The organism is Lysinibacillus fusiformis (assembly GCF_002845985.1).
Classification (GTDB): Bacteria; Bacillota; Bacilli; order Bacillales_A; family Planococcaceae; genus Lysinibacillus; species Lysinibacillus fusiformis_D.
This window is the reverse complement of sequence record NZ_PDFK01000006.1, coordinates 121771-145557: the sequence shown is the minus strand read 5'-3', so window position 1 is coordinate 145557 and position 23787 is coordinate 121771. Positions and strand designations below refer to the sequence as shown.

23 protein-coding genes are annotated in these 23787 nt (G+C 35.7%); 8 read left to right on the top strand and 15 right to left on the bottom strand.

Annotated features, from left to right (window positions below):
- Positions 1-175: 175 nt before the first annotated feature.
- Positions 176-481, bottom strand: coding sequence for a winged helix-turn-helix transcriptional regulator (locus CRI88_RS17855; protein ID WP_036119224.1), 306 nt, complete (start codon positions 479-481; stop codon positions 176-178).
- 326 nt (positions 482-807) lie between these two features.
- Here CRI88_RS17855 and CRI88_RS17850 point away from each other — a divergent pair, with 326 nt between their 5' ends.
- Positions 808-1335, top strand: coding sequence for a YceI family protein (locus CRI88_RS17850; protein WP_036119238.1), 528 nt, complete (start codon positions 808-810; stop codon positions 1333-1335).
- 36 nt (positions 1336-1371) lie between these two features.
- A complete protein-coding gene (locus CRI88_RS17845) occupies positions 1372-1743 on the top strand; it encodes a DUF2500 domain-containing protein (protein WP_101966900.1) in 372 nt (123 codons plus the stop codon).
- A 25-nt stretch (positions 1744-1768) separates the two neighbouring features.
- Here the strand turns inward: CRI88_RS17845 and CRI88_RS17840 are convergent, their stop codons facing one another.
- The 3 genes from CRI88_RS17840 to CRI88_RS17830 form a co-directional block, all read right to left on the bottom strand.
- Positions 1769-4129: a bifunctional 2',3'-cyclic-nucleotide 2'-phosphodiesterase/3'-nucleotidase gene (locus tag CRI88_RS17840; RefSeq protein ID WP_058844738.1), complete on the bottom strand. Its 2361-nt coding sequence runs from the start codon at positions 4127-4129 to the stop codon at positions 1769-1771.
- Positions 4130-4433: 304 nt separating this feature from the next.
- A complete protein-coding gene (locus tag CRI88_RS17835; protein WP_089934458.1) occupies positions 4434-5060 on the bottom strand; it encodes an FMN-dependent NADH-azoreductase in 627 nt (208 codons plus the stop codon).
- Positions 5061-5244: 184 nt separating this feature from the next.
- Positions 5245-5952, bottom strand: coding sequence for a DsbA family oxidoreductase (locus CRI88_RS17830; protein WP_089934456.1), 708 nt, complete (start codon positions 5950-5952; stop codon positions 5245-5247).
- Positions 5953-6075: 123 nt separating this feature from the next.
- On the opposite strand from CRI88_RS17830, the gene CRI88_RS17825 reads away from it, so the two are divergent.
- Entirely contained in the window at positions 6076-7455 is a 1380-nt protein-coding gene (locus tag CRI88_RS17825; RefSeq protein WP_101966899.1) for an FAD-dependent oxidoreductase, read from the top strand.
- A gap of 133 nt (positions 7456-7588) precedes the next feature.
- Here CRI88_RS17825 and CRI88_RS17820 read toward each other — a convergent pair whose 3' ends face one another.
- Positions 7589-8515 (bottom strand): manganese-dependent inorganic pyrophosphatase, encoded by a 927-nt coding sequence (locus CRI88_RS17820; RefSeq protein WP_036128351.1) that lies wholly within the window; start codon positions 8513-8515, stop codon positions 7589-7591.
- A gap of 457 nt (positions 8516-8972) precedes the next feature.
- Here CRI88_RS17820 and CRI88_RS17815 point away from each other — a divergent pair, with 457 nt between their 5' ends.
- A complete protein-coding gene (locus CRI88_RS17815; protein ID WP_036128353.1) occupies positions 8973-9776 on the top strand; it encodes a GNAT family N-acetyltransferase in 804 nt (267 codons plus the stop codon).
- Positions 9777-9888: 112 nt separating this feature from the next.
- On the opposite strand, the gene CRI88_RS17810 is transcribed toward CRI88_RS17815, so the two are convergent.
- Both CRI88_RS17810 and CRI88_RS17805 read right to left on the bottom strand, forming a co-directional pair.
- Positions 9889-10755 carry a MurR/RpiR family transcriptional regulator gene (locus tag CRI88_RS17810; protein ID WP_089934452.1) on the bottom strand — a complete coding sequence of 289 codons (867 nt, stop codon included), beginning with the start codon at positions 10753-10755 and terminating at the stop codon, positions 9889-9891.
- Between the two features lie 305 nt (positions 10756-11060).
- Positions 11061-12290 (bottom strand): MFS transporter, encoded by a 1230-nt coding sequence (locus tag CRI88_RS17805; protein ID WP_051891771.1) that lies wholly within the window; start codon positions 12288-12290, stop codon positions 11061-11063.
- 204 nt (positions 12291-12494) lie between these two features.
- Here CRI88_RS17805 and thrC point away from each other — a divergent pair, with 204 nt between their 5' ends.
- From thrC to CRI88_RS17790, 3 genes are all read left to right on the top strand, one after another.
- A complete protein-coding gene (thrC, locus tag CRI88_RS17800; protein WP_036128358.1) occupies positions 12495-13547 on the top strand; it encodes a threonine synthase in 1053 nt (350 codons plus the stop codon).
- On the top strand, positions 13544-14443 hold the full coding sequence (gene thrB, locus CRI88_RS17795; RefSeq protein WP_036128360.1) for a homoserine kinase: 900 nt from the start codon (positions 13544-13546) through the stop codon (positions 14441-14443). Before thrC ends, thrB begins: the two co-directional genes overlap by 4 nt.
- A 119-nt stretch (positions 14444-14562) precedes the next feature.
- The gene (locus CRI88_RS17790; protein WP_101966898.1) at positions 14563-15225 is read left to right on the top strand and encodes an MtnX-like HAD-IB family phosphatase; all 663 of its coding nucleotides are present in this window, start codon (positions 14563-14565) and stop codon (positions 15223-15225) included.
- A 72-nt stretch (positions 15226-15297) separates the two neighbouring features.
- On the opposite strand, the gene zupT is transcribed toward CRI88_RS17790, so the two are convergent.
- The 8 genes from zupT to CRI88_RS17755 form a co-directional block, all read right to left on the bottom strand.
- Entirely contained in the window at positions 15298-16107 is an 810-nt protein-coding gene (zupT, locus tag CRI88_RS17785) for a zinc transporter ZupT (RefSeq protein WP_036128366.1), read from the bottom strand.
- Positions 16108-16484: 377 nt separating this feature from the next.
- On the bottom strand, positions 16485-17093 hold the full coding sequence (locus CRI88_RS17780; protein ID WP_036128368.1) for a phosphatase PAP2 family protein: 609 nt from the start codon (positions 17091-17093) through the stop codon (positions 16485-16487).
- Between the two features lie 84 nt (positions 17094-17177).
- Positions 17178-17309 carry a hypothetical protein gene (locus CRI88_RS23025; protein ID WP_255358824.1) on the bottom strand — a complete coding sequence of 44 codons (132 nt, stop codon included), beginning with the start codon at positions 17307-17309 and terminating at the stop codon, positions 17178-17180.
- A gap of 37 nt (positions 17310-17346) precedes the next feature.
- Positions 17347-18246, bottom strand: a complete 900-nt coding sequence (locus tag CRI88_RS17775) for a hypothetical protein (RefSeq protein WP_036128369.1) — start codon at positions 18244-18246, stop codon at positions 17347-17349.
- 422 nt (positions 18247-18668) lie between these two features.
- Positions 18669-19280: a response regulator transcription factor gene (locus CRI88_RS17770; RefSeq protein ID WP_244504882.1), complete on the bottom strand. Its 612-nt coding sequence runs from the start codon at positions 19278-19280 to the stop codon at positions 18669-18671.
- On the bottom strand, positions 19264-21510 hold the full coding sequence (locus CRI88_RS17765; RefSeq protein ID WP_089934479.1) for a sensor histidine kinase: 2247 nt from the start codon (positions 21508-21510) through the stop codon (positions 19264-19266). The genes CRI88_RS17770 and CRI88_RS17765 overlap by 17 nt, the downstream gene beginning before the upstream one ends.
- 47 nt (positions 21511-21557) lie before the next feature.
- Positions 21558-21716: a competence pheromone ComX gene (gene comX / locus CRI88_RS17760; RefSeq protein WP_036128375.1), complete on the bottom strand. Its 159-nt coding sequence runs from the start codon at positions 21714-21716 to the stop codon at positions 21558-21560.
- Between the two features lie 12 nt (positions 21717-21728).
- The gene (locus CRI88_RS17755) at positions 21729-22631 is read right to left on the bottom strand and encodes a polyprenyl synthetase family protein (protein ID WP_036128377.1); all 903 of its coding nucleotides are present in this window, start codon (positions 22629-22631) and stop codon (positions 21729-21731) included.
- 587 nt (positions 22632-23218) lie between these two features.
- Between CRI88_RS17755 and CRI88_RS17750 the strand changes: the two genes are divergently transcribed.
- A complete protein-coding gene (locus CRI88_RS17750; protein ID WP_036128391.1) occupies positions 23219-23758 on the top strand; it encodes a hypothetical protein in 540 nt (179 codons plus the stop codon).
- Positions 23759-23787: the final 29 nt, after the last annotated feature.

The window sequence follows — 23787 nt, the reverse complement described above, 5'->3', positions numbered from 1 at the left end:
TTTAGAACCCCAATTTGACAAGTAAAATGAAGGGTATTTTTATCTCATATTATATGCCAGGTAAGACCTGTGCAGAGATGATGAATATTATAAAGAAAATTGACAGTCATTCCAAGTGTCGTTTTTGGCACAATATTAAAACCAGTTTATTTACTAGTAGAACAATCTGTTCATGTTAGAGCCAACTACTTGCCCATGTTTCTATATTGCGGATAGCGCCTTCTAATGCTCGACCTTTATCTGTTAAAGAATACTCTACGCGTACAGGAACTTCGGAATATACTTTGCGTTCAACAAGCCCTTCTTTCTCAAGTTCCTTTAAGCGTTCTGATAATAAGCGCCCACTGACAGGTAAGGCAGACTCGATTTCATTAAAACGCTGTGGTCCATCTAGTAATTGATATAATATTAACCCCGTCCATCGTTTTCCGATTAAATCCATTGCTTTTGCTAAACGAGGACATAAAGTTGTCTCATTCATAATTTTTCACCTCTATGTAACTATTGTAACGATTAATGTAGTAAATGTAAATTTGAAGTAACTTATTTACATAAAATAATCAATTAACTTTTTTATATTAAATTACTAAAAGTAACTTTAATCTCATTTTTTTCAATTTATAGAGGGAATTTTTTAGATCACCTGCTAACAATAAAATGCCCATCTTTATAAGAATATGACTAAGATGCTCACAGATTACACTTTTATAAAAGTGTCTACATTTCCACATTTATGAAAAACTCATTGAATAAGCAAATTATTTACTTTATCATTCGTTGTAGAATGCTGTTTTAGGGGGTTTTCAAATGAAAAAATACACTATTGATTTCAGTCATTCAACAATTGGCTTTTCTGTGCGACATATGATGATTTCCCGTATTCACGGAACATTCGAAGCGTACAATGCTGAGATAGTTGCAGCAGATATTGAACAAATGCAGAAGGCAAACATTTCATTTACTATTGCCGTGGCTAGTGTCTCTACCAAAAATCATGATCGTGATGTCCATCTCGTTTCTCCCGATTTTTTTGATGCAGACGTCTATCCAAAAATCATATTTACTTCTACATACATTGATCAACTTCATGAAAGAAAATTTGCAATTCATGGGGATTTAACTATCAAAAACATAACAAGGCCCATTGTATTTACAACAGTATATACAGGAAAAGGTGTCAATCCATGGGCACAAGAAGTATTTGGCTTTCAAGCAAAGACACAAATTGATCGTCGCGATTTTAATCTAGTCTATAATACGTTTCTAGAAACAGGCGGCGTTTTAATCAGTGATGAAATAGATATTGTTGTTGATCTAGAGTTAAATCTTCTGTAAGAATCACCTCAACACCAAAGGAAAGGAGTAATTTAGATGCTCTGGTTTGACGATCAATTTTTATTTGGTTCCGTTTTTATAACAATTATCTTTTTCATTGTTTTCGGCAGCATTGCCTTCATAGTTGTGAAAGGCATTATCAGCTGGTCTAAAAACAACAGTTCTCCCATTTTAACGGTACCCGCTAAGGTTGTGACAAAACGTACAAATATACGTGGAGGCTCTAATAATACTGGAGCATCTACGTCCTATTATGTAACGTTTGAAGAACTAAACGGAGAGCGTCATGAACTAAAAATGAATGGGCACGACTATGGACTGCTAGTAGACGGGGATTTCGGCATTTTAACTTATCAGGGCACACGGTACCATTCATTTAACAGACATAAAAAGGAGAGTAGCGATTAAATCGTACTCTCCTTTTCATAAACCGTTATTTAATTAAATATTTAGCGAATCCAGCTTCTGTTTCTGCTAAATATTCGATGCTACTACCTGCAGGAATGAACTTTTGTGCATCTTTTGCAGATAGGTAAATAACCTTTGTATTAGCTGGGAACGGCACAAATGACCAGTTATTATCCGCAGCAGGGTTAATTGTTTTATTCGCCATAATATAATCAACTACAGCTTGGCGATTTTCATACGCATAGTTAGTAATATTAGAGCCATCAGCATTTTTAAATGTTGCCCCATATGATCCACCAACACGATAATTGTTTGTAATAATGATGAATTCTTGTTTTAGATCGATTGGCTTACCATTATATTGTACATTTTTAATACGGTTTGCCTTCTCATCAACAAGGATACCACGGCGATCATATTTTGCTGGTGATGATACATCAATTTGATACGTTAAGCCATCCAACACGTCAAAATTATAAGAACGTGCTTCTGAATCGATAATATTTTGCTCTTCTGTTTTATTCGAATCAATTGTTGCAAAAATACCCGCAGCCATTTCTAACCATTCAATTGCTTGAGCACCTGTCACTTTAATAGTAGCAACAGTATTATCATAATGATAGATGTCCGCCATATTTTTAATGGCAAGTGGTCCCACAGGAATGTTTGTGTAATCTAGTGGGTTATTTCGAGAGCCTGCTTTGAAAGGTGCTCCAGCAGAAAGAAGAGGTGTCTTTTCATCAGCAGTACCTTTTAACTCCTGTTCAATAAACCATTTTTGTGCTTGTGTTACGATTTGAATAGAAGGATCATCTTGTACCATTGAGAAATAGCTATGGATTGGTGCAGTTGTTTCTCCAACAGGCTGACGGATATATGTTAATGTACCTTCATGTGCTTCTTTAATAGCCTTTAGCACTGTTGCAGATGGTTTTAAGCCTTCTTGCTTAATTGATTGCAATGAACCTTTACCGTCTACCACTACCCACTCTGATCCTTGTTGTTCCAATTTTAAATCAATGACACCAAGGTGACTACCATAGCTACCCGCCATAACAGTCGGTACACCGTGAATCGTACCCTTTTCTTGATCTACATCTTTCAAGTCCTTATAGTCACCAGGGAATGTTAAATGAGAATGCCCTGTAATTAAAGCATCGATGCCTTCAATTTCTGCTAGTTGGTAACCAACATTTTCAGCACCCTTCACATAAGTGTCCCCACCAATACCTGAATGCGAAAGAACAACAATTACATCTGCACCAGCTTTCTGCATGTCTGGTACTACCTCTTTTACTGCTTCAACAGGCTCCTGCATTTCCACTTTACCTGCTAAATGAATGGCATCCCATTCAACAATCTTTGTTGGAACGATTCCCGTTACACCAACTTTTAGTGTATGCTTTTTACCTGAGCTATCGACCACTTCTTTATCAAGAATGACATACGGTGTATACATACGCTTTTTCGTTTTTGCATCGTAAGTATTAGCATTTACGACTGGATATTTAGCATCGTTTAATACTTCATCTAAAAAGTCTAGGCCATAGTTGAATTCATGGTTTCCTAAAGTTCCACCATCATATTTTAATGCATTAAGTGCTGCGATAGCTGGATGCACTTCCCCTGGCTTTAATACACTTTCTAACGCTTTATAAGAGCCAAGTGGTGTACCTTGAATTAAATCCCCATTATCGAATAACAATGTATTTGGATTTTTAGCGCGCGCTTGTTCAATTAATGTAGCCGTATTAGCTAAACCAACCTCCGTTGAGGGAGCATCTAAATAGTAATTATAATTAGCTAAATTTGTATGGATATCTGTTGTCCCTAAAATCTGAAGGTCTACTGATGCTCCAGCTGAAGGTGCTTTATATTCTGCTACAAAGCGCTCCACAATACTTTCCATTTGCTCCTTCGTCACATAATCACGAGGGCGAATGGTATTATCCTCAAATGCTTGCAAAATGTTTGCAGCAACTGCGTTAGCTAAATCTTGTTTATATGCCTCTGCAATTTGGTCTGCATCTTTAAATTGCTCTAAAATAGAAAGGGAAGCGTTTTCACTAACTAGTCCACGAGCAGATATAACAAATGCTTGTTGACGTGTTAGTTTATCGTTTGGTCCAAATGTAGTTGCTGTTTTACCTTTAATAAGTTTTAATTCCACAGCCTTTTCTACATAAGGTGCTAAATCCTTAGAGACATCGGTAAAGGCAAGAGAAGAACCATCACCTATCTCTACATCTAAGCTCTTTACTAGTTCTTTTACATAATCTGCACGTGTTACATCATTGGAAGCAGCATCTGCAGAAAATCCAAATGGTATAAACGCGAATAGAACGAGTAACATTGCCAAGAAATTAGTTATTAATTTCTTATTCATACAACAACCTCCTTAATAATCTAGTATTTTCCTACAAATCCTATTATATTAAACTAATTCTATTTTTTACTGAATAAATAGTCCTGATTATATGTATTTTTAAAAGAATGGTTAATTACTTTTCTCCAAAATCATAGATTACTATCATTTTAATTCTTGCGTCGCAAACAGGATGTTAGTAAATGTAAATTCTAAATAATTAATTAATATCAATATATCCGACCTCCATACCACACCATACATCTGTTCACAAAATAAAAAAAATCCTCCCGAATTTGAGAGGACTTTTATTAAAAAATATTTTTTATGCATTCACAGTTTGAAGTGATTGAGCTACTTTTTTCACTTCTTCTAGGCCATTTGCAATAATTTCTTGTGCTTTATCAGGTGAAGCATTGTGACCTTCAATAATAACTTCTTCGATAATTTCCATACCGAATACGCCACCTGCTACATTTTTAATGTAATTTACTGACATTTCCATTGGTTGTGCTTCTTGTGATGAGTAGTAGCCACCACGAGCATTTAAAATGATTGCTTTTTTGTCAGTCATTAAGCTAATTAATTGACCATTTTCACCATACTTGAATGTAAATCCAGCTTGGTATACATAGTCGATAAATGTTTGTAAAGGTGCTGGAATTGTTAGGTTCCAAAGTGGGAATGCAAATACAACGATATCAGCTGCAGTTAATGCGTCCATTGCTTTTTGTTTTGCAGCTAAAAGACGTGATTCGATGTCTGTTAGCTCACCGCCATTTTGAACTTTACCAAATGCATTGAAAAGGTCTTGTCCAAAATAAGGCATATCTTCAGCAAATACGTCAAAAGTTATAACGTTGAGGCCTTGTACATTCTCCATGAATGTATCATACATTTTTGTTGAAATACCGTCTGGACGGTTGTTAGCTTTTACTACTAAAACGTTCATTATATAAATTCTCCCTTAAACATCATAATCTAATATCTCGAATTCAAGATATATATCAATCTTAAAAAATTTCACCTAAAATGTCAACGTTACTTTCCTCAGACTTTTGACTGAAATATTATGTTAAGATTCTTTCATTCATCTAACAAGAGGGGGTTTAAAGCTTTACTCCCCTCTGTGTAAACTACAATTTACAGTTATCATCTGTACATACACCCTCATCATCAGAGCCAGCCATCTTTAACTTTGGTTGCAAACCCTCTTCCTCAGCAACTTTACGTAGTGTATCTTCAAATACCTCCTGTGGCTGAGCACCTGAAATACCATATTTACGATTTAAGACAAAAAATGGTACCCCACGAACACCAAGTTGTAGACCTTCTTGAATATCTACTTCTACTTCGTTTTTATAATCGTCACTTGCAAGAACCTTTGCAACCGCTTCACGCTGTAGCCCTACTTGCTCAGCTATCTCTAATAAAATGTCTTCTTGGCCAATACGCTTTCCTTCAATAAAATGGCTGTGTAAAAGTAATTCCACAAGTGCTGTAACATCTCCCTGTTGTTCAGCCCATTTCACAAGTCGGTGTGCTTTTAGCGTATTTTCTTCCATCAAACTGCTAAAGTCGTAGTTTAAGCCCACTTCTTTTGCACGTGCCGTTACGCCCAATGTCATTTCCTTAGCCTTTTCTAAAGACATTCCATATTTCTTGGCTAATGATTCATATACAGTACTAGTCGATTCTACTGGTGTAGTTGGATCTAATTGATAGCTTTTATAAACAAACTCCACTTGCCCTCCAAAGCCAGTATCTTCAATCGCTTTCTCTAATTGCTTTTTACCAATATAACAAAATGGACATACATAGTCAGACCAAATTTCAATTTTCATTACACTCACTCCTTTTGCTTCATTGTAGCGATAGAACAAATCACAAGGCAATATTTATGCTTCACTGCATAAATTTTCAAGCCCTTCTACATACTGAACATAAAAACAATGTGAGGTTTCAATATGACACAATCTCTGTGGCTCGCATCAACCGAGTCAGTCTCGCTAGCTTCTCTTACTTCCTCAACAACTTGTGATGTATGTATTATCGGTGGGGGCTTAACAGGTTTGTATACAGCCTATACTTTAGCAAAAGCAGGTGTGGATGTAGTTCTACTTGAGGCGAATACCCATTTTGGTCACGGAACGACAGGGCATTCCACAGGAAAATTAACAGCACAGCATAGTATTGTCTATGCGAATCTGTTAGAAAAACTATCTATAGAAGAGGCGCAGCTTTATTATCAGCTCAACCAACAAGCCATCGAGAAAGCTAGGCAATTACTTCCGACACACAGTGTTCGATCAGTGGACTCACTGTTGTACTGTCAAACAAAAGAAGGCTATGCACAATTATTAAAAGAATGGAATGCCTATAAGGTTTTAAATATTAAATCTAAAATTACCTCTGAGACAGAGCTACCGTTTCCTATCACAAAAGCATTATGTATGTCACAGCAAGCTCAAATAAATCCTTTAGAGGTGAGTAATTTCCTTGTCAAAGAGGCACAGGCAATGGGGGCAAGACTTTACAGCAATACTCGTGTTCAGCAATTAAACATATCACAAAATAACTTACATACCGAAAAAAATATGTCGGTTCAATACAATAAGCTTATTTTGTGTTCGCATTATCCCATTGAGGCGTTTAAAGGACTCAAACTTTTTAAACTGTCCAATAGTCGCTCTTATATGATTGCTAGTAAGATTTCCGAAACGATGCAGGGGCAATATCTATCCGTTGATTTCCCTTCCCGTTCGATTCGGACTGCCACGATAGACAAGGAACATTATTTAGTAATGGGTGGAGCGAATCATATAGCTGGCGAAACCGTTCATACGGAGCCGTATTATGAAGCGATTTCCAATGAAATGAAGGAACACTTTGAACAACAGCCACTTTATCGATGGTCAGCTCAAGATATTGAAACACCTGACATTGTTCCTTACGTTGGAAGAATTACAAACTCCTTACCTAATGTACTGATTGCTACTGGCTACCGTAAATGGGGGATTTCCAATTCCTTTGTCGCTGGTGACATCTTGTCCACCCTGATTACAGGCGCACAGAGTGAGGATGGTGCCATTGCCCTTTATTCACCGTCACGTACAAAATTCGGCGCGCAATTCATGCAGATGCTTAAAGTAGGGGGCTTTGTTGCAAAGGAATATATAGCTGGTTATATGAAGAACGCCAAAGCACCGACTTGCACCCATTTAGGCTGTAAAACGAAATGGAATGAAGCAGATGAGACATGGGATTGTTCTTGCCACGGTTCACGCTTTAACGCTAAGGGTGAGGTACTTGAAGGCCCAGCAGTACAACCATTAAAACTCGATTAATATGAAAGCTGGATAATTTTCGAATGAACTAAGCAATTTAAACAGAAACCCCGAACTATTACGAAACATTAATGAACATTTCGTAGTTCGGGGTTTTCTTTGGCTAAAATTCTTTTGTCCCAGCCTCTGCCTATTATTTTAGTGCTTCCGTTAATACTGGTACAATTTGTTTTTTACGAGAAACAACACCTGGTAGTACAACACGGTTGTTAATGAGTTCCGCACCGAATCCTTTTGCTGCCGCTTCTGCTACTTGTCCAATTGCAACAGCAGTTGAATCATTATTTAAAATGTCTGTCACAACGAAGAAGAATAAATCTAAGCCGTTTTCTGCAACGTTTTTATTTAATAGGATTTCTAGTTCTTCTTGACGATTAAGTACATCATTAATATCAACTGCATTAACTTGGGCTACAACTGATTTGTACTCACCAAATTGGAATTCTTTCGCATCTAATGATAAAAGATCTTCTAGTGATTTATCAGATAGGTCAGCCCCTGCTTTTAGCATAGCTAATCCATAGTCTGCAACGTCCACACCTGCAATTTTTGCTAGCTCTTCACCAGCTTTTACGTCTTGCTCTGTACAAGTTGGTGATTTAAAAAGTAATGTATCAGAAACAATTGCTGATAACATTAAGCCAGCAATATTAGCTGGTATTGCTACACCATTTTCCTTAAAGATTTTGTTTAGAATTGTTGCTGTACAACCTACTGGCTCAGCACGATAGTATAGTGGATCTGCTGTTTGGAAGTTTGCAATACGATGGTGGTCGATTACCTCTGTAATTTGTACTTCCTCAATACCATCCGCTGATTGTTGGAATTCATTGTGGTCAACAAGAATTACCTTGTCCGCTTCCCCTACTACAGAAGAAATTAAACGAGGTGCTTCAAAACCAAATTTATCTAATGCAAACTGAGTTTCATTATTAATATCTCCAAGACGTACTGCCTCAGCTTCTTCACCAATTTGGTGTTTTAAATAGGCATATACAATAGCAGACGTGATTGTGTCTGTGTCTGGGTTTTTATGTCCAAAAACTAATACTTTACTCATTCAATCAATTCCTCCTAAAATAGCACTTACATTTGTATTTTATTTTATCATATCTTATAGCCTAATAAGTGATAAAGTGTAACTTTGAATCAACGAAGCCTCATCAAACTCACTCGAAAATTTGCTCCTAAAAGCATTTGCTGAATCCAGATAAAATCTTACTGCCTATCATTTATTATATAAAAGAATAATTAATCTTTAAATACATACTTTGCAAATAAGATATATATTATAACTACCTTATGTTGCTATATAACTTCTATTGGGTCTACACACTCCTATAATACTCTCTATTTTTACCAACCTATTTTTAACATTTAATAGTAAAAATGCATCTTTTTAAAAAAATAATTAGTTTATATAGATATTTAGTTGGGTTTTCATATTTAAGTCATCGTAATTTTATGCTATCATCAGATAGTCTATATTTTTGGATATTCAGGAAATGGGGATTACGATGACAAAGAAGATGGAAAAAAAGTACATTCCTTTAGCAAACTATTTTGAAGTAGCTTTACAACAAGAGATCACTTTATCCTTTAGTGAATTAGAAAACATTATGGGACAAGTATTACCAAACGCCGCCTACTTAAATAAGAGCTGGTGGAAAAAAACTAAGCCCCCTCTCTCACACTATTTATCTTGGACCAATGCAGGTTATTATGTTATTGATGTTAAATTAGGGACAAGCGTAACTTTCTCACGTTCGCAAATGAAGCCAACTGAAAGCAGTACTTCTAACAATGAGGAAAGCCCATCTGCATACATAATTCGAGGGATTGAAGCATCCGATGCTAGATCATTCATTCATTTACAAGAGGAAATCTTTCAGCAAACTGACTTCATGTATAATGTTCAAAATGAAGTAGATCTAACGGTCCAACAACTTCGTAAAAATTTAGCCTATTGGAAACAGCTAAAAAACCGCACAATACTACTCTGTGTATTAAATGGCATTTTTGCAGGCTATGCAGTCATTCATGGGTATAAACAATCGAAAGCTAGACATGTTGCTTCTGTTCGCTTAGCAGTAAAGGAAGAACATCAACAAAAGGGCATTGGCTCTGCACTGATGAACGCTGTTGAAAATTGGTCTAAACAGCGAGACATTTCTCGTCTAGAGTTAACGGTGATGGAACATAATAATGTAGCATTACACCTTTTTACAAAACTAGGGTTTCAACAAGAAGGCATCCGACAAAATGCCATTAAATTAAATGATACGTATGTGAATGAATATAGCTTAAGTAAAATTCTATAATTCATTTTTCCTAGATGTCTAAATCATATTTGGACATCTTTTTTTATAGTGAATTTCATAAAAACACGCATAGACCTGTGTATGAGTACACACCATCTATGCGTTGCCTACATTAAAAAACCTGCTTCTCTCTAGCAGCATCTAAGAATAACACATTACTTTCAACTTGCTCATAGGATTGCTGATATTTTTCATATTGTCCCTTATCTTGACTCATCATTTCCTCTAACAAGGCATGCAAAAAGGAAAATAAGACTGGTGCAATGTTTAGTGAAGAATGCTTTTTTGTGCCAAGAGCAAATAATGCACTGGCATATTCTCGGATAGGGGAAAATGTAGACCCTGTAATCGCAATAATCTTTACTTTCTTCATCTTGGCAATTTCAACAATCGTCTTCATATCCTTCATCTGTTTATCAAAGGATAGCACAATGAATGTCGTATGTTCGCCCATACTATTCATTTGATTAACGAGATCATCCGAGTCTAAGCGAAGCTGCTTAATATTAGAACGTAATGTTTTTAATGTGTTGGCTAACCAATTGGCGACATATGCATTGTGACGAGTACCAAGAATATAGATATGATCTGCCTCATGCATCCATTTCGAGCTTTTTTGAATTTGCTGATCGTTAATCAATTGAATCGTTTCTTGAATATTTTGGCTATCTTGTTGCATGATCTTACCAAAGCTAGAATTAGTTAATTTTTTTACTGTATATGTAGGTTGTAGATTTACCCCTTCATTTTGAGACATCATATATTCTCTAATTTCCTCTTGCAATTCTACATATCCTGATAAATCCATGGCATAACAAAAACGAATTACTGTAGATTCACTTACATTCGCCAGCCTGCCAACCTCTGCTGCTCCATTAGCAATAACTGTAGTGGGATTATCCATCACAAATTGTGCTACTTTACGCTGCCCCTTTGACAGCCTTACAAACCTTTTCTTTATATCCTCATGAATACTCATTCCTAACAACCTTTCTTTCAATGACCTTATCACGAACGGGAGATTGTTTCCTACTGACTCAAAATTCGATTAAAAATACAGTATCACGATTACAATTTGAATACAATGACTTTTCTGAAAAATCTTTAACACATTAACCTGCTAATAGAACAATTTGATTTACCTTTTTATATTGATTTGTCATTTTAACAAATAAATTCGTAAAATTGAATAAAAATTAATAAATACTTATTTTTATGTATTTCACTAGCGAATATAAACAAAAAAGTCCTGGATTCATTACTCTGATCCAGAACTTTTTATTTTTATTCTAATTCAAGCTGCTTTGTTTCCCTTCCAAGGAAGATGACACCCACCACGCCTATAATGATAGCACCACAGAAAATGGCAAAGATAAAGCCTATATCATAGCCTGCCGTTAATAAAAAACCAACGAGCAATGGACCAAAAATACCTCCGATTCGCCCAACAGCTGCCGCCATGCCAGCACCTGTGCCGCGAATAATAGCTGGATATTGCTCAGGTGTATAGGCATATAATGCACCCCATGCCCCTAAGTTAAAGAAGGATAAAAACATCCCTGAAATTAACAATACGGCAAGTGTATCTGCATTCCCAAAAACGAAAGCACTTCCAGCAGTACCAATTAGATAGGAAACAAGGACAAATTTACGGCCGAACTTTTCTATAAACCAAGCTGCTGTAAAATAACCTGGCAATTGAGCTAATGTCATGATTAGAACATATTTAAAGCTTGTAATCATATCAAAGCCCTTTCCAACCATTACACTTGGCAGCCATAAAAACATGCCATAATAGGAGAATACAACTGTAAACCATAATAGCCACAACATAAATGTAGAACGTGCGTACTTCTTCGACCAAACTTCTTTCATATTTTGGCCAATACTGCGTTTTTTGGATTCTTCCTTCACCGTAAATTGTGGTGAGTCTGGCAAATGCCAACGAAGATAAATAGCATAAAAGGCTGGAAGTGCTGTTAATATAAGGGCCACTCTCCATCCCCAAGTAGGGATAACGAAATATGAAATAAGTGCAGCAATTAACCATCCTGCCGCCCAAAAGCTTTCTAATAAGACAACTACACGCCCTCTTTCCTTGGCCGCTACACTTTCAGATACTAATGTTGAAGCTACAGGTAATTCTCCCCCTAGCCCCATACCTACTAAAAAGCGTAAAATTAAAAATGCAGTTAATGTAGTTGTAAAAGCGGATAGTCCACTTGCAATAGAAAATAGGACCAGAGTCCACATAAAAATTTGCTTTCGCCCTACTTTATCAGCAAAAACACCAAAGAAAAGTGCTCCTACAGCCATCCCGATTGAATTAACACTACCTATCCAGCCAGATTGACTTGGTGATAGTCCCCATTCAGCTGCCAATGCCGCAATGACAAAGGATAATATACCAACATCCATGGCATCGAAAAGCCAACCTACCCCCGCTACACCTAAAAGTTTATTTCTAGAAATGGATTGCTGAGGTTTATTTGTTACTACTGTATTTGTTGTCATCCCAACCACCTGTCTTTACACTTGACTTTACATTACAAGATTACTATACAGTTGTTTCAAGAAAGTGACAAGTAAAATTCAAATTACCGAATTGTTTCGACAATTAATGAAATGCTATTGAAATAATAGTACGATTTGCGTTAAAATGTCTTTTATACAAAAACAACTGTTCTTCCTATAAGAACAAAAGGAGATCGTATCGTTATGTGGAAAGGCCTTATTGAAGAATATAAACAATTTTTACCCGTAACTGAAAACACACCTGCTTTAACTTTAAACGAAGGCAATACGCCTCTTATACATTTAGTGAATTTATCTAAGAAACTAGGCATTGAGCTTTACGGAAAAATTGAAGGTGCAAACCCGACAGGCTCATTTAAAGACCGAGGGATGGTATTTGCCGTTGCAAAGGCTATTGAAGATGGGAGTCAATGCGTTATTTGTGCCTCTACAGGAAATACTTCTGCAGCTGCGGCAGCTTATGCAACACGCGCTGGTATTCAATCCATCGTTGTTATTCCGAAAGGAAAAGTCGCTCTTGGTAAACTTGCTCAAGCTACCATGTATGGTGCAAAAATCATCGAAATTGACGGTAACTTTGATGATGCCCTTAATATTGTTCGCCAAGTAAGTGAAACGACTCCTGTCGCACTTGTAAACTCTGTGAACCCATACCGTATTGAAGGTCAAAAAACGGCATCCTTTGAGATTGTAGATGGCTTAGGTACAGCACCTGATTATTTGTGTATTCCAGTAGGTAACGCAGGAAATATTACTGCATACTGGAAAGGCTTTAAAGAATACCATGCAGCGAAAAATTGCGGTCTACCAAAAATGTATGGCTTTGAGGCTGAAGGTGCCGCAGCTATCGTCAAAGGAGAACCTATTGCTAATCCTGAGACAGTGGCAACAGCCATCCGAATTGGTAACCCTGCTAGTTGGAAATTGGCAGAAGCAGCTCGTGATGAATCTGGCGGTATCATTGATTCTGTTACAGATGAAGAAATTGTAGCTGCCTATAAATTAATCGCAAGTACAGAAGGTATTTTCGTTGAGCCTGGCTCTGCTGCTTCTTTAGCAGGTGTTATTAAGTCAGTTGAAAACGGAAAAATACCACAGGGTGCAAAAGTTGTCACAATCTTCACTGGGAACGGACTAAAAGATCCTGATACAGCTATGAACGTTTCTACTGTAGAAGTAGTGTCCCTTAAAAATGATGAAGAAGAAATTCGTGCATATATCGAGGGTGTACTATGAGTAAAGTGTGGCAAATCTCAGTTCCTGGAAGCACGGCCAACCTAGGGCCAGGCTTTGATTCGATAGGACTCGGCTTGTCCCTTTACTTAAAGCTTACCGTTACTTTACAAGATCAATGGAATATTATCCATCTCGATGATAATGGTCCTAAAGAGTTTGAGCTTGAAGAACACTTACTATACGTCATTGCTAAAAAAATTGCAGATCAATATGATCAGCAACTACCTGCTTGTCGTGTCGAGATGACTAGTGAACTTCCATTAGCACGTGGCCTTGGAAGCAGTGCAGCTGTGATTGTGGCAGGTATTGAACTTGCTAACCAAGTATGTGAACTTGGTTTAACTGTTCAAGATAAGCTCAATCTCTCCTCACAGATTGAAGGACATCCAGACAATGCAACCGCTTCTGTTTTAGGGGGATTAACCATTTCCTCAATGGATGACAACGGAATTGTCGATACATTTCATATCAATGATATCGAGGCATCATTTGTGGTATACGTACCAGATGTTGAGCTCAAAACGAGCGAATCTCGTTCTGTTTTACCAGAACAACTAAATCGCGCCTATGCTGTTTGTGCTTCTGCAAATGCGAATATGTTGGCAGCTTCCTTAATGGCACGTGATTTCGAGCGTGCTGGTCATTATATGGAGGCTGATTTATTCCATGAACCGTTTCGTGCAAAGCTAATTCCTGCCTATGCAGAAATTCGTACTGCTGCAAAAGCTAACGGTGCATACGGTACCGCTCTAAGTGGCGCTGGGCCAACGTTGATTTCCATTATTCCTTCTGCTATTGCTACTGACTTTGTTCAGTTAATGACAAAGCAATTCCCAGAGCATCAAGTAATTTTAACAAAAGCGGATGAACATGGTGTGCAAGTCCATAAGCAATAAATGTTTGAAACGTCTACTACCCTAGTAGGCGTTTTTTTGAAAGCAAGTACTTATAAAACTAATATGATAGAAGTATAGAAAAGGATATTTTATACGTGCTTTTCTAAGGAGGGACTATCTTGAAACCAATTATATTCTGTGATTTCGATGGCACGATAACAGAAACTGATAATATCTTTTCATTAATGACTGAATTTGTACGAGAGGATTCTGAAAAAATTGCTAAAGCCATGATGGAACAAACCATTTCATTTAAAGATGGGCTTTCTGCTATGTTTCATCTACTTTCTACTCAACAAAAAGATGAAGTAATTCAATATCTTATGGATTCAGCAGTAATTCGTGAGGGCTTTGGGGATTTTGTTCGCTATGCTCAAGACCATAACATACCATTTTATATTGTAAGCGGTGGCGTTGATTTTTTCATTGAGCCTCTAGTTGAAAAATATGGTCCTTTTTCGGGCATCTACTGTAATAAAGCCGATTTTTCAGGTGAACAAATAGAACTAATCTATCCAAATAACTGTGACGAGGAATGTGTTAAATATAGCACACAAGGTTGCGGTTGCTGTAAACCTAGCGTGATGCGGAAGGTTGCAGAGGAGGATCATTTTAAAATTGTGATTGGTGACTCTCTTTCTGATTTTGAGGCAGCTAAACTAGCAAATATTGTTCTTGCTAGAGATCATCTTGTTCAGCGCTGTGAGGAGCTTCATATTCCATATAAACCTTTTACTACATTTCATGATTGTCTAAATAGTGTACAAGAGCTTGTGGAATAAAAAAAGGCTGTTCCTACAATATAGAAAAATAACAAGGGAGCCACTTTAAATGACTCCCTTTTCCTATTTTAATTATGCTAATAATACTAAGCTAATGGCCATGACAGCCATTCCCCCTACTAGACCATACATGGATAAATGTGTTTCATCGTATCTTTGCGCTGCAGGTAATAATTCATCTAATGAAATAAAAACCATAATGCCTGCAACACCAGCAAACACGATGCCAAACATTACATCTGTTAAAAAGGGCATAAGGAGCAAAAATGCTACTAGTGCACCGACAGGCTCTGCTAATCCTGATAAAAAAGATAACTTAAAAGCTTTTCGACGATTGCCCGTTGCAAAGAAAATAGGGACTGATACAGCAATGCCTTCTGGAATATTATGAATGGCTACTGCAATAGCAATAGCAATCCCCACATTTGGGTCATTAATAGCTGACATAAATGTAGCAATGCCCTCAGGAAAATTATGAATGCCAATAGCGAGAGCTGTAAAAATACCCATCTTCATCAAATGCTCTTCATTGACCTGAGGCTTCACTGCATTCACATCTTCAACTAGCTTTACTTCGTGAGGATTAGTAGCCTTAGGAATAAATTTATCTATTAAAGCAATAAATAACATCCCGCCAAAAAATCCGAGAATTGTCATCCAATAGCCATTTGTTGTGCCTAATGCGTCGGTTAAAGCATCTTTCGCTTTAACAAAAATTTCTACAAGGGATACATATATCATGACCCCTGCTGAAAAGCCCAATGCGAATGATAAAAATTTTGTATTTGTTCTTGATGTAAAAAAGGCGATTAAACTACCTACACCCGTTGCAAGTCCGGCAAAAAGAGTCAACCCTAGTGCCAGTAAAACATTTCCGTCCATTCCCTTCTTCCTTTTCTCTTTTTATTATTGTACTCATCTTAACTTAGAAGTTTCCTATACGCAATTCTTTTTTATAAGGTAAATATCATTCTTTACAATAGGGAAATCATGCTCATTCATTAGTATATAAAAAACCGTGAGCACATTCTTTCTGAGAGAGTCACTGCCTCCCGTTTCATCTACTTCTACATAGAAGATAATCAAATATAGCAAAGACAGAGACATTTTGCTTATCTTGCTGTCACGACTGTGATGTTGTGGGGAATTTAAAGAAATGCTTATAAAAAGGACCGAAACATGTAAAAAGGAATCGAGATTAAATTTCTCGATTCCTTTTGTAGACAGTATCAGTTCATCCTGATACTATTTATACTTTTTTATTTATGGTTTGATTGAAATGATTTTTTACGACGTTCATACCAGATGACACAGATGATAAACCAAGTATATCCCATACTCCAACCTGCAAGCACATCCGTAGCAAAGTGTCGAGCTCCTGCAATACGTGATAATCCAATGAGTACCATTAGAATTATTGCACCTAGCCACAGCACAATTTTACGACCTTTACTATTATTCTCGGCGAAAATATAAGCGATTGTGAATAAGTACAGAATACCCGTCATAGCATGTCCAGATGGAAAGCTAAAGGATGTCAGTTGGTTCTCCAATTCAGGACGTGGTCTTTGGATCCATTTTTTTAGTAATTGATTCAAAACATTGCCCGCTGCAAAAGTTAACACTACAAATAGCATGGCTCGATAATTTTTTACCTTCCAAGCTAAATACACCATTAAGACTACTGCGACAGCGACAACAAATTTAGGCTCTCCTATATAATGAAAGATCTCTATAAATCGATTACCAAAAAAGATCTCCGCCATCTTTGCGTCAAATGTATTCATGAACTCGCTTTGATAAGTAGCTCTTACTACGAAAAATACAATTAGCGTTAAAATTGCTAATGGATATGCCCATTTTTTCATTCTTTCACCTCAAAAACATTCATGCTATGATCTTCACATCATAACATAAATAAGTCTATTCTGAGCGAAATATAGACTCTCGTTTTAAGAAAGGTAAGCACGTTCGTATTCTTGATAAACATGGATGGATGCTTCTTCAGGTTTGTTAAAATAATCGGAAATAGCCAATGCAATAATAAACAAAATGGCTACTATAGGTAGTATTTTTCTAAACATCCTAAACACTCCCTTATCCTTTTTTGTTCCACTTCGTTTACTTGATTAACACAGGATCAAATAGCCAATCTTTTGGGCCAAAGTTTGAATCCTTTTCTCCTCTAACTTCACGAGAAATACCATTTTTTATAATCGTTTCTCTAAATCTTTTACTGAACAAAGTCTTTCTATAAAGATATCTTCCATCGTGACTACATTCAGCTGAGTAAAATACATCGCCTTTTAAGTGCTTTAAATCTTCATGCTCATAGGTATCAGGACCATTAATCACGCCATTTAAGCCGCAGCTACATGGAGGTTGTTCCGTTGCAAAATATAATTTTACTCTATCCTTGCTACATTCAGGCAGCACTTGCACAGGAATAATTTGATAAGCTAGTTGCTTTCCTTCTTCAGGTCCTTGATGGATAACCTCTAAAAGTTCAAAGCCTTCTAAATTTTCCTTTTTCATGAGTGATGCTAGTGCCTCAGAAGCAACCCAATAACCATTTACATGGACTAAATGGCGATCCTTCATTTGTGTAGTATCAATGACTATAGGTGATAACTGCTCTTTATCCATTAGACCACAGTATTTACAGTGTGTGCTTAAAGAAAATAATGTCCCTTTGTCCTCTAAGAACATTTCTGGTGAATTACCTGTTGAATTTAAAGTAAATAATGGTGCCCGTTCATATTCCATATCTGAAAATTCAAAGTAAAAACGTTCTCCTATTGAAACAATACCAAATTCGCGTTCTAATGATTTATATAAAGCTGTTACCTGTTCGTATGTTACATCTTCATTTAATGTAAAAATAGGATTAAACTTTGTTTTTAAATTTCTTTTTCTAATTTCAGGCGCACCAATCGCAATACCATGACGATTATAAACGTTAATAACTTGATCTTGACTAGTTTCATCTACGGAAAACAAATTTTCAAGTTCTACTTTCACAATACACGCCTACCTTTATAAAGTTTTATGGTGAAGTATATTGACTAGCTAGTAACATTCTACAATCTACTAACGCTACTTTATTCATAGATAGTCAGGCTGCTTATTCTAATAAAATCTATTGTCTATTACTCACTAAAGCAAATCTACTTAACCACCGTTAATTTAAGCGTACCAGTACTTACACCGTCTTTTCAACTTCGGGTTTACGCCAATTTTTTGGCGTGATTCAAGTGAAAATCTGGCGTGATTTGGCGGTCATAAAAAACACCGCCACTTTTTTGGCGGTGTTCCTAGTATTTTATAGGTTATTTCTCATATAAATATGGTTTTATTTTACTAAGGTAATATTTAGGATAGTAAACTCCCAGAAAGCTCCCTTTTTATTGAAAAATATACCAAGAGTATAGCATAGAAATAGTTTAGAGTAAATTCATTCTTTCAGCTAGATTTACAGCCTCTGTTCGTGAATCTACATTGAGCAGAGAAAAGAGTTGTGTCAAATATCTCTCAGTTGTTCGCTGAGGAATGTTTAATTCAATCGCGATGGCTTTATTTGTATGGCCCTCCGCAATCAATCTTAAAATTTTCTTTTCCTTTTCATTTAAATGAATATCTTTTGCATCTTGCAGTTTAAATTTATCATCCAAAAAATCCAAGAAATTTTTAGGTAAAACAATTTCTCCGTTTGCAATGGCTCTCACCGTTCGTAAAATTTGCTCTTTAGAGGCCGTTTTAGCTAAAATGCCTTCTATTTTTCTTTCCAAAATAAGCGGGTAATAATCCGTGATATCATCACCTGTATAGAGGATAACTGCAGCATTTGACTGAAAAGCTTTAATATTACGGGCTAAGTTAATGCCATTTTCGAGTGGCATATTGATATCAATCAAATAGATATCATATGGCTTATTTTTTATTCTTTGAATAACACAAGTAGCATCGCTTTCCGTATCAATGATAATATCATCATTCTCTTGAAATAAGTTTTTAGTTCCCTCTAATACTATTGGGTGATCATCCACTATGAGCATCGTAATCAAGTGTTTCACTCCCTTCTTTCACTATTATTCTAATAGACATCCCTTTGTTTATGTGAGCGTCAATATAAAATTGCCCATTAAATGCTTTTACACGCTCCTGCATACCTCGAATACCCATAGACTCTGCTACAATAATATCCTCCACGTTACAGCCTACACCATCATCATTATAAATGATTTCAAAGCCATCATTCATCTCATTTAAATGGATTTCAACGGATGCGGCATAGGAATGCTTTAACGCATTATTCAGTAGTTCTTGAAACAATCGATAAATCATTAAATTCATGCGCTCATCCTCTAAATAAAGACGATCGATTGTATAAATGAGCACAAAGTTAGCTCTTTCTTGAACTTTTCGAATTAACTTTTCTAATGCAGCATTTAAACCTAAAGTATCCAATAAAGGAGGCTTTAGATTTTCACAATAGCTCCGCAATTCATATAAAGAGATAAGCATTTGTTTATGAATTTTAGCAAGTTGCTCTTGAATATCCGATGTATTCTTTGCATTAACAAGGACATCCACTTCTCGTGCAATATGGAGTTGCTCTTGTAAATTGGTGTCATGTAACTCTTGAGCTAACTGGTATTTTTCTTCTTCAAACCTTAACCATAATAGCTTATTTAGCCATGGTAACTGACCATCGTCAGCCTGTTTCATATGCTTTAGTTCCTCTATCAGTTCTTCCACCATCTTTGTATTTTCAATAAAATTATTTACATACAATAGGAGCAATTCAAGCCATAAAAGCTCCTCATCTTTTAAATGGATCGTATTATTATGCCCCAACACTAATGCTCTTTTATAATGTGCGTCTTGATGGAGAAAGGCTACATAAACTTTGTCTATCTTTCTTATTTCTCCTAATCTCAACTCTTCCACAGTATCAGGATGAATCGTAAAACTTTCTCCAGCCATCGTTAAGAATTCATTCGTAACATAGTTATATGTTATGACAAAAACATCCTCTAACTCAAGATGCATAGAAACTTCATAAGCAAATTTCTCTAAAAGCTCGTCGATTTTAATGGTTTTACCAATTTTATCTACAGCAGTATATAGTTGATGAATATAGTCACCTTTTGTAGAAAATAGTATTTTCCGTTTTCGATAATCAACCTTTTCTTTTACGTAAAAGAGAATTACTAATGATGAAAATGTAAAAAGTGCTACTCCTGACATGACAGTCATAGTTAAATACTGTCCTGCAATAAAATACAGTCCCATAGTAATCCATAACGTAAAGCTTAAAGAGAATATGACATAATAGCGTAATCTTGTAATATGATACTCAATATCAAATAGCCTTTCCGTTAGTTGTGTAAAGATAAAGCTAAAAGGTATAAGCAATAAAAATAATGAGCAAATTTCAGCTGAAAGAATGTACGTATGAAAAAGAATTTGTGGAAGTGCATACAAAAAAAGAAATGGTAGAAACGGTATTAATATACTATTTAATAAAATTTTCAACTGTGGTGAGCTGTATTTGAAATAGCTTATTAGTAAAATACTAAGGATAATCACAAGGAGAAGAAGAAACATGGCTAATACTATATTGGAAAGAATATCGTTAGCAGCAGGATAAATAGTGCCTGTAAAACCTAGTATAAAAGCGATTATGGGGAAAACATAAAAGAGTTTGACATTATCCATAAATACCCAATTCGCTTTCACAAATAAAAAGTAATTTCTTAAAAAATGTAATAATAGGACTAAACATAACACCATACTACTACGATTGACGATAATACCGATCGCATCTAACCTACCAGAGACACCACTGCTCACATATGCTAATGAAACATTTAACATAAAAAGAATAAGTAAGTCTGCTAACTTTGAATTCCTTTGCTTGGAATGTAAATAAAACGCAATGAATAACGTCAAAAAATAATAACACGCCGGAACAAAAAATATATATAAAAATTGCTGAGGAATATCTAAGTGTCTAATATGTATGTTTATTAAACTTCCACTTGGCTTCATAACTGTTAAATCATTAGCTGATAATATTTTGGATTTATACTTCAGCTGATTTAAATGGTCAATTGGACGTTCATCTACCTTTACAATAACATCACCAATGGCTATATTTTGACTGTCCGCCCAGTCTTTATAATCAAGTTGAGTTACTACCCACTGACCATTTTCTTTTTCTACCTCAATATCAATATATGGCGCGCTATAATTCACATAATTTAAATAAAAGCCAATCATTAAATAGAGAATTATAGCTGGCCAAAATAATTTACTACGCAATGTTTTTAGTTCCAAACATCACTTTCTGCAATCATCTCTCCGCTAAATGCTTCTAGAATTGCTTTTTGTTCAACAGGTGAAACTCCAATTAATGAGGCTTTTTGTTCTTTTAATAGTCCAACTAGGCTAGGATTTTGTTCTAAATACTGGATTACATTAATCATACTAATCTCTCCTCATTTCATTAATTCTTGCAGATATATTTTACCTAATTCGTTTATCTCTACATTTTCAAGGTAATTCAAGGCTTTAAACTTGTAAACATTTTTTATTGTGATGGCATAGCGTATTGCCCCACTATTTGTCAACTCATTTTCTGTTGCATTTTGATCTAAAACTGTAACTATATCATCATTATAATAGCTGGCAACAGAATTTGAAATATCATTTTTCTTGGTTAAAAGGTATATAATAGGCAAAGAATATTTTTTGTTTAGCAGGTCATTTTTAGGGCCCCACACTTTCAAGCCTTGTATATCATTTTTAATTTGCTGGATAATACCTATGTATTTCCCATACTCCTCTACTTCTTTAGAAACTTCCCCTTTTGCAAGTACTTCGCCGATCAAACAACCCATTGCTGTTAAAGAGCCCGATTTCTGAGTTATCATTTGTACATAGGATTCTTCATCGCGGCAATTATTTAGTAAATCTAGTTGTTGACCATTTATACTTTGTAACGCGTATTTCTCAAGTAGCCTTATAGCAACTTGTTTATGCTCAAAGGAAGTGTCATCGATTGCTTTAGATGCCATGATCAGCATTGCTAAGGCAACGTTTAATGATAACTCAGGTGTTTTACTCCAAATATAATCTGAATCCTTATCCTGTATATCATCAATAATATCAAAGGAAAGTATTAAAAGTTCAATTGCTGCAGCTACTTTATAGATATCTTCATTTACTCCGTCAGAAAATGCTTCATAATGCCAAAAACATAACTTACCAAAGGAAAAACCTCTGGTTGTTTTTTCTTCTTTAAAGCTTTTTAACAGTAATTGTAGCTCATGTCCCAGTAATGTCTCATTTTCTATAAGAATGTCTAATGATTCATTAATACGTTCATCTAAACCGTTCAATAGTCCTCTCTCCTCTCTAGCATATTACTAGATATTATATAGATTAGTGGGAATTAATACTAGTAACATAATTAGGTAAGCCATATAAAAGCATTAATTCTTTTTTAGAGATAGAGACCGCCAAAAAATGGCGTTATTCATGCAAACCACGCCAGATTTTTGCTAATAATTACTAAAAAAATGGCGGTAGAGAACTAAGCACCGCCACTAAAGTGGCGTAAACTTACCCTTGAAATGGCGTTCTAACAGATGTTACGCTTATAGTAACTCGAGGATTAGTAATTTTAACTATAGCAAGATTTTTATCCTGCTCAATATACTACTGCTATGTAAAACAAATGAAAGTACTGGTAAATGACTATCTGTACTGTCTTATACATATTTAATTTACAAATAAGGGGATCAGGACTTACGGTTTGAAATAAATATTATTTTCTGTATGTTTATTTCTGTCCTAATTACCTAATATACCAATTAACGGAATTTGATATTACTACAATATCTGTATTATTAGAACAAAAGATTTTATAGCAATAAATTAAACATTAGTGAACAATAAATTCTTTTGTACTGGGAGTGATTTAATATTGAAAAATGCATTAAATGAAACTATTTTCATACTTACGGCTACTTTTTCATGTAATATCTCTGTCTCAGCTGAAGAAATTACAATTAAACAGCCTACAATTGATCAACATCGAATGGAGCAAGTCATTATTCAATCCGAGTTAAAAGCTTATCAAGAAACTTTAGCAGCATATCAAGGTATTTCAACCGTATCAAATCTTATTAGTGATATTCCTGGATTTGAGGATACATTCCAACAAAAAAGGGATCTTTATATGGAGCAGCATGGCATTATAAGAGTTTCGACCGAAAGTTTATCCAGTATGGCATCTGTCAATCCTTTTACCTTTGGATTAAACCTAGATTCACCTTCTGTCTATATGACACCACAATACACCATCATCAATGCTAGAGGGCTAGAAATGGAGACGACGACTCAAGATCATTTTGATGAGCAAGGAAATACAAGCATTTCAGGATTGTCCATCAATGAAAGCACGATATCCTTTAATATGGATTCAACATTTAGTGGGTGGCGAAAAACATCAATCAAACATTAAAATATAGTTAAGCAGGTCACCATCATCAA

What these genes read in the sequence shown, in the direction of transcription:
- CRI88_RS17855 (WP_036119224.1), bottom strand. Translation starts at nt 481, where the DNA reads ATGAATGAGACAACTTTATGTCCTCGTTTAGCAAAAGCAATGGATTTA.
- CRI88_RS17850 (WP_036119238.1), top strand. Translation starts at nt 808, where the DNA reads ATGAAAAAATACACTATTGATTTCAGTCATTCAACAATTGGCTTTTCT.
- CRI88_RS17845 (WP_101966900.1), top strand. Translation starts at nt 1,372, where the DNA reads ATGCTCTGGTTTGACGATCAATTTTTATTTGGTTCCGTTTTTATAACA.
- CRI88_RS17840 (WP_058844738.1), bottom strand. Translation starts at nt 4,129, where the DNA reads ATGAATAAGAAATTAATAACTAATTTCTTGGCAATGTTACTCGTTCTA.
- CRI88_RS17835 (WP_089934458.1), bottom strand. Translation starts at nt 5,060, where the DNA reads ATGAACGTTTTAGTAGTAAAAGCTAACAACCGTCCAGACGGTATTTCA.
- CRI88_RS17830 (WP_089934456.1), bottom strand. Translation starts at nt 5,952, where the DNA reads ATGAAAATTGAAATTTGGTCTGACTATGTATGTCCATTTTGTTATATT.
- CRI88_RS17825 (WP_101966899.1), top strand. Translation starts at nt 6,076, where the DNA reads ATGACACAATCTCTGTGGCTCGCATCAACCGAGTCAGTCTCGCTAGCT.
- CRI88_RS17820 (WP_036128351.1), bottom strand. Translation starts at nt 8,515, where the DNA reads ATGAGTAAAGTATTAGTTTTTGGACATAAAAACCCAGACACAGACACA.
- CRI88_RS17815 (WP_036128353.1), top strand. Translation starts at nt 8,973, where the DNA reads ATGACAAAGAAGATGGAAAAAAAGTACATTCCTTTAGCAAACTATTTT.
- CRI88_RS17810 (WP_089934452.1), bottom strand. Translation starts at nt 10,755, where the DNA reads ATGAGTATTCATGAGGATATAAAGAAAAGGTTTGTAAGGCTGTCAAAG.
- CRI88_RS17805 (WP_051891771.1), bottom strand. Translation starts at nt 12,290, where the DNA reads ATGACAACAAATACAGTAGTAACAAATAAACCTCAGCAATCCATTTCT.
- thrC (WP_036128358.1), top strand. Translation starts at nt 12,495, where the DNA reads ATGTGGAAAGGCCTTATTGAAGAATATAAACAATTTTTACCCGTAACT.
- thrB (WP_036128360.1), top strand. Translation starts at nt 13,544, where the DNA reads ATGAGTAAAGTGTGGCAAATCTCAGTTCCTGGAAGCACGGCCAACCTA.
- zupT (WP_036128366.1), bottom strand. Translation starts at nt 16,107, where the DNA reads ATGGACGGAAATGTTTTACTGGCACTAGGGTTGACTCTTTTTGCCGGA.
- CRI88_RS17780 (WP_036128368.1), bottom strand. Translation starts at nt 17,093, where the DNA reads ATGAAAAAATGGGCATATCCATTAGCAATTTTAACGCTAATTGTATTT.
- CRI88_RS23025 (WP_255358824.1), bottom strand. Translation starts at nt 17,309, where the DNA reads ATGTTTAGAAAAATACTACCTATAGTAGCCATTTTGTTTATTATTGCA.
- CRI88_RS17770 (WP_244504882.1), bottom strand. Translation starts at nt 19,280, where the DNA reads ATGCTCATAGTGGATGATCACCCAATAGTATTAGAGGGAACTAAAAAC.
- CRI88_RS17765 (WP_089934479.1), bottom strand. Translation starts at nt 21,510, where the DNA reads ATGATTGGCTTTTATTTAAATTATGTGAATTATAGCGCGCCATATATT.
- comX (WP_036128375.1), bottom strand. Translation starts at nt 21,716, where the DNA reads ATGATTAATGTAATCCAGTATTTAGAACAAAATCCTAGCCTAGTTGGA.